General features: G+C 61.7%; 12 protein-coding genes. 8 read left to right on the forward strand and 4 right to left on the reverse strand.

Annotated features, from left to right (window positions below):
• Nucleotides 1-4: 4 nt before the first annotated feature.
• The gene (locus tag PDO_RS02150; protein WP_037072348.1) at nt 5-1,441 is read right to left on the reverse strand and encodes a glutamine synthetase family protein; all 1,437 of its coding nucleotides are present in this window, start codon (nt 1,439-1,441) and stop codon (nt 5-7) included.
• A gap of 125 nt (nt 1,442-1,566) precedes the next feature.
• Here PDO_RS02150 and PDO_RS02155 point away from each other — a divergent pair, with 125 nt between their 5' ends.
• The 6 genes from PDO_RS02155 (at nt 1,567) to PDO_RS28500 (ending at nt 8,119) form a co-directional block, all read left to right on the forward strand.
• Nucleotides 1,567-2,748, forward strand: coding sequence for a BaiN/RdsA family NAD(P)/FAD-dependent oxidoreductase (locus PDO_RS02155; protein WP_007597193.1), 1,182 nt, complete (start codon nt 1,567-1,569; stop codon nt 2,746-2,748).
• A 211-nt stretch (nt 2,749-2,959) separates the two neighbouring features.
• Nucleotides 2,960-3,103 (forward strand): hypothetical protein, encoded by a 144-nt coding sequence (locus tag PDO_RS28160; protein ID WP_007597194.1) that lies wholly within the window; start codon nt 2,960-2,962, stop codon nt 3,101-3,103.
• Between the two features lie 331 nt (nt 3,104-3,434).
• On the forward strand, nt 3,435-5,957 hold the full coding sequence (locus PDO_RS02160) for a methyl-accepting chemotaxis protein (protein WP_007597195.1): 2,523 nt from the start codon (nt 3,435-3,437) through the stop codon (nt 5,955-5,957).
• A 342-nt stretch (nt 5,958-6,299) separates the two neighbouring features.
• Nucleotides 6,300-6,509 (forward strand): cold-shock protein, encoded by a 210-nt coding sequence (locus PDO_RS02165; RefSeq protein ID WP_007597196.1) that lies wholly within the window; start codon nt 6,300-6,302, stop codon nt 6,507-6,509.
• Nucleotides 6,510-6,677: 168 nt separating this feature from the next.
• Entirely contained in the window at nt 6,678-7,712 is a 1,035-nt protein-coding gene (rsgA, locus tag PDO_RS02170; RefSeq protein WP_007597197.1) for a ribosome small subunit-dependent GTPase A, read from the forward strand.
• A gap of 248 nt (nt 7,713-7,960) precedes the next feature.
• Nucleotides 7,961-8,119, forward strand: a complete 159-nt coding sequence (locus PDO_RS28500; RefSeq protein WP_007597198.1) for a hypothetical protein — start codon at nt 7,961-7,963, stop codon at nt 8,117-8,119.
• 90 nt (nt 8,120-8,209) lie between these two features.
• On the opposite strand, the gene PDO_RS02175 is transcribed toward PDO_RS28500, so the two are convergent.
• Nucleotides 8,210-8,428: a hypothetical protein gene (locus tag PDO_RS02175; RefSeq protein WP_007597200.1), complete on the reverse strand. Its 219-nt coding sequence runs from the start codon at nt 8,426-8,428 to the stop codon at nt 8,210-8,212.
• Nucleotides 8,429-8,517: 89 nt separating this feature from the next.
• Here PDO_RS02175 and PDO_RS02180 point away from each other — a divergent pair, with 89 nt between their 5' ends.
• Nucleotides 8,518-9,390: a LysR family transcriptional regulator gene (locus PDO_RS02180; RefSeq protein WP_007597201.1), complete on the forward strand. Its 873-nt coding sequence runs from the start codon at nt 8,518-8,520 to the stop codon at nt 9,388-9,390.
• Between the two features lie 116 nt (nt 9,391-9,506).
• On the opposite strand, the gene PDO_RS02185 is transcribed toward PDO_RS02180, so the two are convergent.
• Nucleotides 9,507-9,752: an SMc00767 family acetate metabolism repressor gene (locus PDO_RS02185; protein ID WP_007597203.1), complete on the reverse strand. Its 246-nt coding sequence runs from the start codon at nt 9,750-9,752 to the stop codon at nt 9,507-9,509.
• A 161-nt stretch (nt 9,753-9,913) separates the two neighbouring features.
• Nucleotides 9,914-11,203: an isocitrate lyase gene (aceA, locus tag PDO_RS02190; RefSeq protein WP_007597205.1), complete on the reverse strand. Its 1,290-nt coding sequence runs from the start codon at nt 11,201-11,203 to the stop codon at nt 9,914-9,916.
• Nucleotides 11,204-11,430: 227 nt separating this feature from the next.
• Between aceA and PDO_RS02195 the strand changes: the two genes are divergently transcribed.
• Entirely contained in the window at nt 11,431-12,858 is a 1,428-nt protein-coding gene (locus PDO_RS02195) for a helix-turn-helix domain-containing protein (RefSeq protein ID WP_007597207.1), read from the forward strand.
• Nucleotides 12,859-12,987: the final 129 nt, after the last annotated feature.

Below are 12,987 nucleotides of genomic sequence, written 5' to 3' on the forward strand. Positions count from 1 at the left end.
CTCCTCAGACGTTCAGGAGAAGGAATTCGCGTTCCCACGGGCTGATCACCTGCATGAAGGTCTCGAATTCGCCGCGCTTGACGCCGGCATAGAGGCCGATGAACTCGGCGCTCAGCACTTCCGCCAGCGCATCATCCGATTCCAGCTGCGACACGGCCTCCAGCAGGCCGCGCGGTAGATCGACCGAACCTTCGTTGGCGGTGCCTTCCGATGCTGCCGTCGGCTCGACCTCTTTCAGGATGCCGAGCAGGCCGCAGCCGAGCGAAGCGGCGAGCGCCAGATAGGGATTGCAGTCGGAGCCGGGCAGGCGGTTTTCGATGCGCCGCGCTGCGGCGTCGGACACAGGAACGCGGAAGGCCGTGGTGCGGTTGTCATAGCCCCAGGCATTGTTGACCGGTGCCGACATGTCGGGCGTCAGGCGGCGATAGGAATTCACGTAGGGCGCCATCATCACCAGCGCCTTGGGCACGAAACTCTGCATGCCGCCGATGAATTGGAAGAATTCCTTCGACGGGGAACCATCGGGATTGGAGAACACGTTTTTGCCGGTCTCGATATCGACCACTGACTGATGGATATGCATCGCCGATCCCGCCTGGCCCTGCATCGGCTTGGCCATGAAGGTGGCATAGATGCCGTGCTTGAGGGCAGCCTCGCGGATCGTGCGCTTGAACAGGAAGACCTGATCGGCAAGCTCGATCGGATCGCCGTGTCGCAGGTTGATCTCGAGCTGCGCCGGCCCCTCTTCATGGATCAGCGTGTCGATTTCCAGACCCTGCTTCTCCGAGAAGTGATAGATGTCGTCGATCAGTTCGTCGAATTCGTTGATGCCGGCAATCGAATAACCCTGGCCGCTGACGATGGCCCGGCCGGAGCGGCCCTTCGGCGGATGCAGCGGATAGTCGGGGTCGTCATTGGTGGCGACGAGATAAAATTCGATTTCCGGCGCGACGACCGGTTTCCAGCCGCGATCCGCATACATGCGCACCACGTTTTTCAGCACGTTGCGCGGCGTATAGGGCACGTCCTCGCCGGTCGAGCCGACGATGTCGCAGATCACCTGCGCGGTCGGGTCGGTCTCCCATGGCACGACGGACAGCGTCGAAAGATCGGGCACCAGCTTCAGGTCGCTGTCGCGTGGCTCGTAGCGGAAATTGCCGGTTTCTTCGGGATATTCGCCGGAAATCGTGTGCCGGTAGAGCGCGGACGGCAGCGCCAGCGACGTGTTCGACGTGAACTTCGATGACGGCATCATCTTGCCGCGCGGCACGCCGGCAAGATCCGGCGTGATGCATTCGATATCCTCGATGCCGCGTGCACGCAGCCAGCCGGCCGCTTCCTTCCAACTGCTGACGCCACGCATCGATCTGGGGTCCGGGGGAATGCTCGCCTTTTTCTTTGCCGCGCCTTGGGGTCTCAGCATTGTCTTTTTAGGAGGCATGTCTCACCGGTTCGGATTGTTGATGCCAGCATCATAACCAGACTTTGCCAATTGGCGAGGGGGGACCGTTGACTTTGACGGCCCGATCGAAAAGACAGGCGGTGAACTCGGATCGGGAGCCAAGCATGGCCAAGCAGTATGATGTCGCCATCCTTGGCGCAGGCGCGGCCGGCATGATGGCAGCGATGGCGGCGGGCAAACGCGGCCGCTCGGTTGTCATTCTCGACCACGCCAAGGCACCGGGCGAAAAGATCCGCATCTCCGGCGGCGGCCGCTGCAACTTCACCAACATTCATGCCGGTCCGAAGAACTATCTGTCGAACAATCCGCATTTCGCCAAGTCGGCGCTGGCTCGCTATACCCCGCATGATTTCATCGCCATGGTCGATCGCCACAAGATTGCCTGGCATGAGAAGACCCTTGGTCAGTTGTTCTGCGATGACAGCGCCAAGGATATCATCCGCATGCTGCTCGAAGAGATGCGGGCCGCCCATGTCGACCTCAGGCTTTCGACTACGATCGACACGGTCGAGCACGGCATCGACGGCTTTCGCCTGCAGACTTCGGAGGGGGCAATCACGGCCAGATCGCTGGTGGTTGCCTGCGGCGGAAAGTCGATCCCGAAAATGGGCGCTACCGGTTTTGGCTATCGTATCGCCGAGCAATTCGGCCTGACCGTGACCGAGACAAGGCCGGCGCTCGTGCCCTTGACGCTGGAGCCGAACCTGCTCGCCGATCTGGCCGAGCTCGCCGGTGTTGCGGTCGACGCCGAAATCCGCCACGGCAAGACAAGCTTCCACGAAGCCATGTTGTTCACCCATCGCGGTCTCTCGGGTCCGTCGATCCTGCAGATCTCCAGCTTCTGGCGCGAGGGCGACGAGATCCTCCTGTCGCTGGAACCGGATGTGGCGATCCTCGAGGGCCTGAAGCAGGCCAGGCGCGAAAACGGTCGACAGGCGGTACAGACCGTGCTTGCCCAGCACCTGCCCAAGCGCCTTGCGCAATATATTGCCGACAGCCTGAAGCTGGACAGGCCGCTGGCCGATCAGTCTGACAAGGCCTTGGCGGCCGTCGAGCAGCATCTCCGCCGCTGGGTAATCAAGCCCGCCGGATCGGAAGGTTATCGCACTGCGGAAGTCACCCTCGGCGGTGTCGACACACGCCACCTCGATAGCCGCACGATGATGGCCAGGGATGTCCCGGGTCTCTATTTCATCGGCGAATGCGTGGATGTCACCGGTTGGCTGGGCGGCTTTAATTTCCAGTGGGCCTGGGCGTCCGGATTTGCCGCTGGCGAGAGCTTGTGACCGCGCATCAATGGCCGGCTTGGCCACAATGTTTGCCTTTTCCAGTGATCCACGCCAGCTTCGCCTGATAATTCAGCACTTGTTAACATGCGTCCGCCATCCTGAAGCACTGCCGGAGCGGTGACCCTCAGGGATCCGTGACATGACGTCGGGCCGGCAAGCCCGAAAAGGCATGCTTCCTGTCGAGTGGCCCACTATGAGGACAGCGCTGATGAACAGACATGATCGCAAACCCCGCGCCATTGCCATTGCCCGCACGCGGGACGCCGACCGCGACCGGCTGCTCCATATCGCCATTCTCAGCGCTTACGCAGCAAGCGCGCTGGCCGCTCTTGCCATCTGCCTGATCCACTGATCACGTCCACAGCAGAATGAACGGCCGGCCGACAAAGGCCGGGCCGCTATTCTCGCCGGATATAAATTCCGATCCGATGCGTCCCGCTGCGTGTCCTGTCTTGCTGCCGATCCGGCCTTCGAGTCTGCTTGAGCCTAAGCTTGGACACGTGCACGGCTGATGTGAAGCGGTCACGCGCTTTCACTTAACTTCGTCTTGATACTTTTGTTGCAGGCTTTTCCACGGAGACTTGCCGAAAAATCGCTGCACATTGTTTCAGGTTGCGCGGCGATGGATTGCAGGCGGGGAGGAAGTCGGCGCGCAAGCGTCGCAATTGCTTGGAGGAAACAAGTTGATCGATCGTATTTTGTCGCGTTTTTCGATATCGACCAAGGTCATGGCCTTCGTCCTGCCATTTGTGCTGTCGATCACGGTCGTCGGCCTGATGGGCCTTTATGCGTCCGGCATGCTGCAGCAGCGCATGGAGATCTCCAACGGCACGATGCGTTCGCTCAACGGCTTCCGCAATGTCAATGCAACGATGGCGCGTTTTCTCAGCGAAACGTCGGAGGAAACGCGTGCCGCCGTTCTTGCCGAATTGTCGGCCCAGCAGGGCACGCTGCAGGTCAACGTCACGGAAATCGGTGCAGACGGCGTGGGTCGCAATTTTCTCGACGAAGCGATTGCCGGCACCGGTGCGATCAACCAGAAGATCGACAGCCTGTGGCAATTGCACCAGGCCGAAGTTCAGCTCGCAACCGGCATCAACGAACATCTGAAGGGCCTGATGGCCCAGCAGATCCGCGTCTCCGACGAAGCGCAGAAATTGCAGCGCGCCGTGGTCTCGGGTGAAAATGATGCGAAGAGCGCGCTGCGCGAAGCCGATCGTCTGACAGCCGCCGCCAATTTCATGGCCACGCTCGCCAGGGACTATTTCTCCGCCGGCCTGCCCGAGGCGCAGTTCCCGGTTCTGCAGAAGGCGCTGCCCGAACTGGTCAAGACCCAGCGCAAGATTGCAACCGCCCTGCCGCCGCAGCACAAGGATCTGGGCAAGGCCCTGCAGGCAACCATTGCCGAATTGAAGGAAAAGCTCGCCACGGATGATACCAGCCTGGAGGCCGGTCGCGCCATCGGGCCGGTCATGGCGAAATTCCGTGGTTATGAGGCCATCCTGCGCGCCAGTGCAGCAGAAAAGAATGCGCTCGCCGTCAGCCGCTTTGCCGCCGTCGAAACCAGCGCGGTACAGGCCGCCGATGTCCTGTCGGGCAGCCGCATGCTGATTGCCGATGTCTATGACCTGCGCCTGATCACCGCCGCCTTCCTGATGGCCAAGGATGACAAGGCGCGCGATCCGCTGCTGCGCCAGATCAAGCTGGTCGGCGACAACCTCGCCGTGCTCGGCGGCAGCATCGCCGACAAGGCATTTTACGAAAGCCTCACTGCCGCCATCACCCCGCACCTGGCTGGCCTGACAGCCGACAGCGAGACGCTGGTCAAGTCCAGCGCCGACCGCATTACAAGCTATGCCGAAGCCAGCCGGACCATGGATACGATCTGGGCGTCGCTGACCGCCTTTGCCGATCTGCAGAAGGATGTGGCCGGCACGGAAACCCAGGAAGCCAACCGCCTGTCGATCTCGACCATGGTCGTCGGCGTCGTTGTCGCCATCATTGGCGGCTTCGCACTGGTGCTCACCTTGCAGCGACCGATCGCCCGCATCACGGCAACCATGCAGCGTCTTGCAGAAGGCGACCTGGAAGCCGGCATCATCGGCGACAAGCGCGGCGACGAAATCGGCGCGATGGCGCGCGCGCTTGGCGTCTTCAAGACCAATGCTCATACCAAGATCGAGATGGAGGCAGAGCGCCACCGCGAGCAGCAGGAAGCCGAAGCCGAGCGCCGTCGCAACGATGCCGACAAGCGGGCACTGGATGCCGAGATCGACCACGCCGTGACGAAGCTCGCCCAGGCTCTGGAACGTCTTGCCAATGGCGATATTTCCTTCGAGATCGAGGACCGGTTCCATGGCCGCCTCGAAACCCTGCGCACCGATTTCAACCTGTCGCTGGCCCGCCTGCGCGACACCATGCGTCAGATCGCCGGCAATGTGGACATGATCCAGAACAACGGCCGCCAGATGGCGCAGTCGGCCGTCGATCTCGCCCGCCGCACCGAACAGCAGGCGGCATCGCTCGAGGAGACGGCGGCCGCCGTCGACGAGATCACCGTTGCCGTAAGGTCCGCCTCCGAACGCGCCGAGCGCGTCAATGGCGTGGTGCGCGACGCCAAGAAGAATGCCGATGAATCCGCCGTCGTTGTCGGCAGTGCGATTTCGGCCATGGGCCGGATCGAGGAAGCCTCGGGCCAGATCTCCAGCATTATCGGCGTGATCGACGAGATCGCCTTCCAGACCAATCTGCTGGCGCTTAATGCCGGCGTCGAGGCCGCTCGTGCGGGCGAGGCTGGCAAGGGCTTTGCCGTCGTCGCGCAGGAAGTTCGTGAACTGGCCCAGCGCTCGGCCGGTGCCGCCAAGGAAATCAAAGGGCTGATCAATCGCTCCGCCCAGGAAGTCGCAAGTGGTGCCACCCATGTGCAGCAGACCGGTGAAGTCCTGTCGCGCATCGGCAGCCAGATTTCCGCCATCAGCGAACATGTCGAGAAGATCGCCGAAACCAGCCGCGAGCAGTCCGGCGCTTTGCAGGAGGTCAACGGCGCCGTATCGCGCATGGACCAGATGACCCAACAGAATGCCGCCATGGTCGAGGAAGCGACAGCCGCAACCCAGGATCTCTCGGGTCAGACGGATGCGTTGCGCGACCTGCTGCAGCAATTCCGTATCGAGACCGAGCGAGCCGGCGCGGCACGGGCGGCGTAAGCCGCTGTAAGGATAGGCACCGCGTCCGGGGCGCCATTGCAGTCGGCATTTCTCCCATCGGGGAAGTCGGCTGCAGGCCGCAACACGGGCCGAAAGGCAATGTGGCGGATTGTATTCATCGCTAATGCAATCAAAAGACGATCGCCAGGTTAGCAAAAACTAAAAGTTGACAATGCCGGTGTGCTTGCCTATATCGGGCCTGTCGATATTTTGCTTGCTGAGCTTTGGTTACCGCGCGTTTTATGAGCGTGCCCTGAACGAACCTTCATTTCAAAATTCGCTACCACCATCCGCAGCGCTTCGGCACTGTGGTTACTCAATACTGCTATGAAAGGGTTCATCATGATCACCGGCACAGTAAAATGGTTTAATTCCACCAAGGGCTTCGGCTTCATCCAGCCTGACAATGGCGACGCTGACGCGTTCGTTCATATCTCTGCCGTCGAGCGCGCCGGAATGCGCGAAATCGTCGAAGGCCAGAAGATCGGCTTCGACCTCGAGCGCGACAAGAAGTCGGGCAAGATGTCTGCTTGCAACCTGCAGGCTGTATAATCGGAAACTGCTTTCCTTTGACCGCGGATGTACCGGCACTGTCGAAAGCAAGTTTACCCAGGGAGGTCAGGCTGATTGCCTGGCCTTTTTTGTTGCAATCCATCGGATCGCCGTTAGGCCTATCTTGATGCTGGCTGGCAAGGCCGGGCCAAAACATCGGGAGAAGCCATGAATGATGCGAAGACTGTGACTGGTTCGAACAATCCATCATCGCTGGAGCCGCTGGGCTGGTCTGAATTTTTCAGCACGCAGGTCACGCCCGACGAAATGGACCTCGCGCCCCGGCGCATTTCTTCCGTTCATCGTTCGCGCCTCGAGGCGATCGATGCCCGTGGCCCGGTGGCACTCGAGATCGGCTCGAACGTCAACACCGCAGACTTTGCCGTGGGTGATTGGGTTCTCGCCGATCCCTTCACGCAGATGCTGGTCCGCCGGCTTGACCGCAAGACGGTCCTGCAGCGGCGCACCGAACTGAAGCACGGCCAGCAGCTGGCCGCAGCCAATGTCGATACGCTGTTCATTGCCACGTCCTGCAACGCCGATTTCAATCCGGCACGGCTGGAGCGCTATCTGATCATGGCGCATCAGGCTGGAGCGACGCCGGTGATTGTGTTGACCAAGGCCGACACCGTCGCCGATGCGGACACCTATGCGCAGCAGGCAAGGGCCTTGCAGCGCGATCTGTCGGTCGTTGTCCTCAACGCCAAGTCGGCAGATGCGATTGCAGCATTGAAACCCTGGTGCGGCGCAGGCCAGACGGTTGCGCTGGTCGGCTCGTCCGGCGTCGGCAAGTCGACGCTGGTCAATACGCTTGCCGGATCCGAAAGCCTGCAGAAGACCGGCGACATCCGCGAATATGATGCGCAGGGTCGCCACACCACGACGGCCCGCTCGCTGCACGCGATTGCCGGCGGTGGCTGGGTGGTTGATACGCCGGGCATCCGCACGCTTTATGTCAGCGACATCGCCGACGGCATCGAAGCCCTGTTCAGCGATATTACCGATCTCGCCGAGCAGTGCCGCTTTCGCGATTGCACCCATGTGCATGAGCCGGGCTGTGCGGTCCAGGCCGCGGTCAAGACGGGCACCCTCGATGCCGATCGTGTGGAACGTTGGCGTGGTCTGCTGGAGGAAAGCCGCAGCCGCACGCCGATCACATCGGGACCGCGCGGCAACAAGACCGTGCGCAAGAAAAAATACTGACCACCCCCTTTGCATGCTGCCTTTCTTTACAGGGCAGCATGGCGGATGGCACGGACAGACAGGCATGCCGATGCGCCAGTCCGGACCTCATCCTTGTAAAGACGCAGCCTCTTCCCACATAGAGAACACGTCGAGGCGGCCGCCTGCGAAAAGATCGCGGGCAGACTAGGCCGACCCAATCCTTACCATCCAACACGAATTCCACAGGTTTCGGCGCCCCGCCGGATCCCGCACGAACGGAGACTTTCATGTCCGATAAAAACACAAGCGCTGAAGCCAAGCCCTACGAGCCGATCGCGTTTGCCAAGAAGCATCGTATCTCGGTCGAGGACGCCAAGGCGATCATCGAAAAACACGGCGCCGATCGTAAGTCGGCCGACAAGGAAGGTCGACGCGTCAGCGTCTGACCCGAGTAACCATCTCCGCGCCAGCCTTGCCGGCGCGGAGACGATCCAGACTATAAAGCAGGCGGTTGACGGCCAATGATACCGATCGCCTCACTCGGCCGGTTGCCCGTCACGGCACCACTCCCGCTCCGCGTTCGCTTTCGCTTTCGCGACCGCCTGTTTCCGCCGCTTGGCGCTCCAGGCTTTGCTCAGTCGCGTCCACCAGCTTTCCCGGTAAGCCTGATAAAACGCCTCTTCTTCGACGCGAGGATTCTGCGTATTGCGCTCTCTGAGGGCCTCGACAGCCATCGCTGCATAGATCTCGACCATGACGGATCTCCTCTCGTTCAATCCATCACCCCATCTATTCGACAAATTTAGCTCCATAAACACGGGAGAATGCGCTATATGTTTCATCCATGAAAAACATAGCATGGGATTCCTATCAGCTCTTTCTGCAAGTCGCCCGGCTGGGTGGCCTGACCGGGGCGGCGTCCGCCAGTGGATTGAGCCCCGCCACCATCGGTCGTCGCATGCTGGTGCTGGAGGAGGATCTGGGGCGGCCGCTGTTTCACCGCAGCCAGACCGGCTACACGCTGACCGGCGACGGCAAGGTCCTGCTCGATCATCTGGGTGAGCTGGAATCCGCCTCGCGCAAGGTCGATATCTGGCGACGCGGGACAGCGTCCGATGCCCTGGTGCGGATTGCGGTCGGCACCTGGATCGGCTGGCTGCTGGCGGAAAACTTCCCGGCCATTCGCCAGGAGCGCGATGCCTTTCGCATCGATCTTTTCATCGGTGAACAGCGCGCCAGTCTCGCCCACCGGGAAAGCGATATCGGCATGCGCGCTTTCGAACCGGATGAGCTCAACCTCGCCACGTCCCTGGTCGGGGAGGTCGCCTATGCGCCTTTCCGGGCCCGCAACACGGGCGATGCCGGGCCGGAGCGCTGGTTGGCCGTCGATCGGGATAACGCCATTTCCGCCTATCTGCGCTGGCCGCATGAGCAGGTGGCGGACCGGATCGTTGCCACCGTCAACCGTCCGCGCTCGCTCAGGGATCTGGCGCTGGCGGGTGCGGGCATTGCGGTGCTGCCCTGTTTTGTCGGCGATCTGGAGCCGCGGCTGCAGAGGGCGGGCGGGGAGATCGTCGACCTGCGCCACCGCCAGTGGATCGTGATGAACAACGACGACCGCCATCGCCCGGAGATCCGCACGGTGGTCGACCGCATGACAAAACTGCTGCGCTCGCATTCCGAGCTTTTTGCCGGACATCGCGCCAACCGCGCGTGAACTGGCGCCGGCTCTGAAGAAAAAGCCCGCACAACGACCGTCGCTCCTCCCCCGAGGTGATCCTTGTGCGGGCAGCCGTTCCGGAGGTCAGGGCCGGACGGTAGACGGTGTTCTGATCAGGCGGCGTGGGCGCCCTGGGTCACGATGACTGGGATCAAGAGGTCGCCCCAGTTGCCGTCGCCACCATGGTGGCGGGCGGAGCGGACCAGCTCGACGGACACGCCGGCATCGACGGCCTTCATGATCGAATGGTTCAGGCGATGCAGGTCATTGGCCAGCATGCGGATCATCGCCTGCTGATCGGTGCTCATGGCCGACGACTGTTCTTCTGCGCGTTCTTTGACTCGGGTCTGCGGGGTCATGGTATTTCTCCTCTTGTATTGGGGGTTGTTGAATGACCTCCCCCTTGAGGGGGGGAGGTCGCAGCAAAGCTGCGGGTGGGGGTGATCCGTTGCGTCTCGCGAAGGTCACCCCACCCCGGCACTTCGTGCCGACCCTCCCCCTCAAGGGGAGGGTGCGTGTACTACTCCGCCGCCGGGCGGAACTGGTCATGCTCTGTGGATTCGCCCATCGCCGTCGTCGACGATTGGCCGCCCGAAATCGCCAGCGACACGGCATCGAAATAGCCGGTGCCGACTTCGCGCTGATGTTTGGTCGCAGTATATCCGTTGGCTTCGGCGGCAAACTCCGCCTGCTGCAGCTCCGAATAGGCCGACATCTGGCGATCCTTGTAGCCGCGTGCCAGTTCGAACATGCCGTAGTTCAGCTGATGGAAGCCGGCGAGCGTGATGAACTGGAACTTGTAGCCCATCGCGCCGAGTTCCTTCTGGTACTTGGCGATCGTCGCGTCATCCAGGTTCTTCTTCCAGTTGAACGACGGCGAGCAATTGTAGGCGAGCTTCTTGCCCGGATGCACCTTGTGCACGGCTTCGGCGAACCTGCGCGCCTGCTCGAGATCCGGCTTGGATGTCTCCATCCAGATCATGTCGCAATGCGGTGCATAGGCGATTGCGCGGGCAATGCACGGCTCGATGCCGTTCTTCACCTGGTAGAAGCCTTCTGCCGTGCGGCCGGCATCGTAGTCAACGAAGGGCCGGTCGCGCTCGTCGATGTCGGAGGTCAGAAGCTTGGCCGCTTCGGCATCGGTGCGGGCGATGATCAGTGTCGGCGTGCCCATGACGTCGGCGGCCAGACGCGCCGCGGACAGGTTGCGGATATGTGCCTGCGTCGGGATCAGAACCTTGCCGCCGAGATGGCCGCACTTCTTTTCCGACGCGAGCTGGTCTTCATAGTGAACGCCAGCAGCGCCTGCCTCGATGAAGGCCTTCATGATCTCGAAGGAGTTGAGCGGTCCGCCGAAACCGGCCTCGGCATCGGCGACGATCGGTGCAAACCAGGTTTCGACCGAAAGGCCGTTGCCTTCCTGGGTTTCGATCTGGTCGGCGCGCTGCAGCGTCTTGTTGATCCGCTTGGCAAGCTCCGGTGCGGCATTGGCCGGATAGAGCGACTGGTCGGGATACATCGACGAAGCGGTATTGGCATCGGCGGCAACCTGCCAGCCGGAGAGATAGATCGCCTTCAGCCCGGCCCGGACCATCTGCATCGCCTGGTTGCCGGAGAGCGCGCCGAGCGCGTTGACGAAGTCTTCCTCGTGGATCAGTTTCCACAACCGGTTCGCGCCCATTTCGGCGAGTGAATGCTTGATCTCGACCGAGCCGCGCAGACGCTTGACGTCTTCGGCGGTGTAGCTGCGCTGGATGCCGTCATAGCGGCCCTTCGGTGCGTTCGGAACGAGATTGTAAAAATCAGTCATTGTAGTCTCCCTTTCACTCCTCGATGCGAGCTCGTCGTCAATTCCGCTCGCCTTTGATGTGACTAGATTTACATCGCGCCGCACAAATCAGCTAGAAAAAACATGAAATCAACGCGTTGAAAGAGGTTAGGCTGTCTTGTCTTTGACAAGCTCGAAGTGTAAAGCTGTAAATCCTGTAAAGTTACGACGGGCGGGAATGTTGTCGGAATTTGTAAAGAGGCTGTCGAATGGCTGAGAACAAGATCTTTGCCGGCCCGCGTGTCCGGCGCATCCGCAATGGTCTGGGCCTGACCCAGACGGCGATGGCCGAGGCGCTGGAAATCTCGCCCTCCTATCTCAACCTGATCGAGCGCAACCAGCGTCCGCTGACGGTCCAGCTGCTGCTGAAACTGGCATCGGTCTACAAGGTCGATCTCGACGAGTTGCAGGGCGAGGCCGGCGGCACGGCGAGCCTGCTGCGCGAGGTCTTCGCCGATCCGCTTCTGTCCGGCGAACTGCCGGGCGATCAGGAGCTGATCGAGATTGCCGAAGCAGCACCCAATGCGGCAAACGGCATCGTCAAGCTCTACCGCGCCTATCGCGAGCAGGCCGCGCGCCTGACCGATCTCGCCGATCTTCTGGCCCGCGAAGGCCATGAGACGTCCCTTTCGGGCGCCAGGCTGCCGATTGACGAAGTGCGAGAAGTGATCGAGAGGCGCGCCAATTTCCACGCCCGCATCGAGGATGCCGCCGAGGCCTTCCACGCCGCCCTTGGATTGGTCGCCGGCGATGATCTCGCGGTTGCCCTGAAAGCCTGGCTGAGAAACAAGCACGGCATCGTCGTGCGCGCCCTGCCGGTGCAGACCATGCCGTCACTGCGCCGCCGCTACGACCGCCATTCCATGCGCCTGTTTCTGTCCGAGCGGCTGTCCGCCTTCGACCAGTTGCGCGAAGTGGCGATGGAGGTCTGTCTGCTGGCGTTGAATGACGAGATCCAGGCAGCGCTGGAGGATCTGGCCCTGACCTCCGGCGAGGCGAGGCGGCTCGGCCGTTTCGAACTGGCGCGTTATGCCGCCCATGCGTTGATGATGCCTTACGGCGCCTTCCTGTCGGCGGCCCAGCGCGCGCGCTACGATATCGACGTCCTGCGCGCCCGCTTCAATGTCTCGTTCGAGCAGGCGGCCAATCGCCTGACCATGCTGCAGCGGCCGGGTGCGCAGGGGGTGCCGTTTTTCCTTCTGGAAGTCGACAATGCCGGCAATCGCTTCCGTCGCAGCGGCGCGCAAGGCTTTCCCCAGGCAAAATTCGGCGGCCTCTGTCCCAAGCTCAACATTCATGTGGCTTTCGCCCAGCCGGCCCAGATTCTTGTCGACCATGTCCAGATGCCGGATGGCGCTGGTTTTCTGACGGTCTCGCGAACGCTGGAGGGACCCCAGGCGGGTTTTGGCGAACGGGTGAGGCGCACGGCATTGCTGATCGGCTGCGACATCGCGCAGGCGGACGATGTGGTTTATGCGGATGCCGTCCGTGCGCCGGCGGTGGAGCCGGTTCCGATCGGCACCGCCTGTCGGCTGTGCGAGCGTTCGGGCTGTCTGTCGCGCGCCGAGCCGCCTTTGACGCGTCCGCTCGGCCTTGATGAAATGGTCACGGGATTGAGCGCCTTCGATTTCCAGTAATTCAGGGCAGGCCCAATATTGCCTTTGCAACTGCGAAGAATTTCGCTTGTCGCCCGTCCAATTCCTTTCTAGTCTCTTAAAAAAACAACGGGAATGGCATGCGAGACCCTCGGTCCGCAGGCAGGAACA

The organism is Rhizobium sp. PDO1-076 (genome assembly GCF_000247475.1).
GTDB lineage: Bacteria > Pseudomonadota > Alphaproteobacteria > Rhizobiales > Rhizobiaceae > Allorhizobium.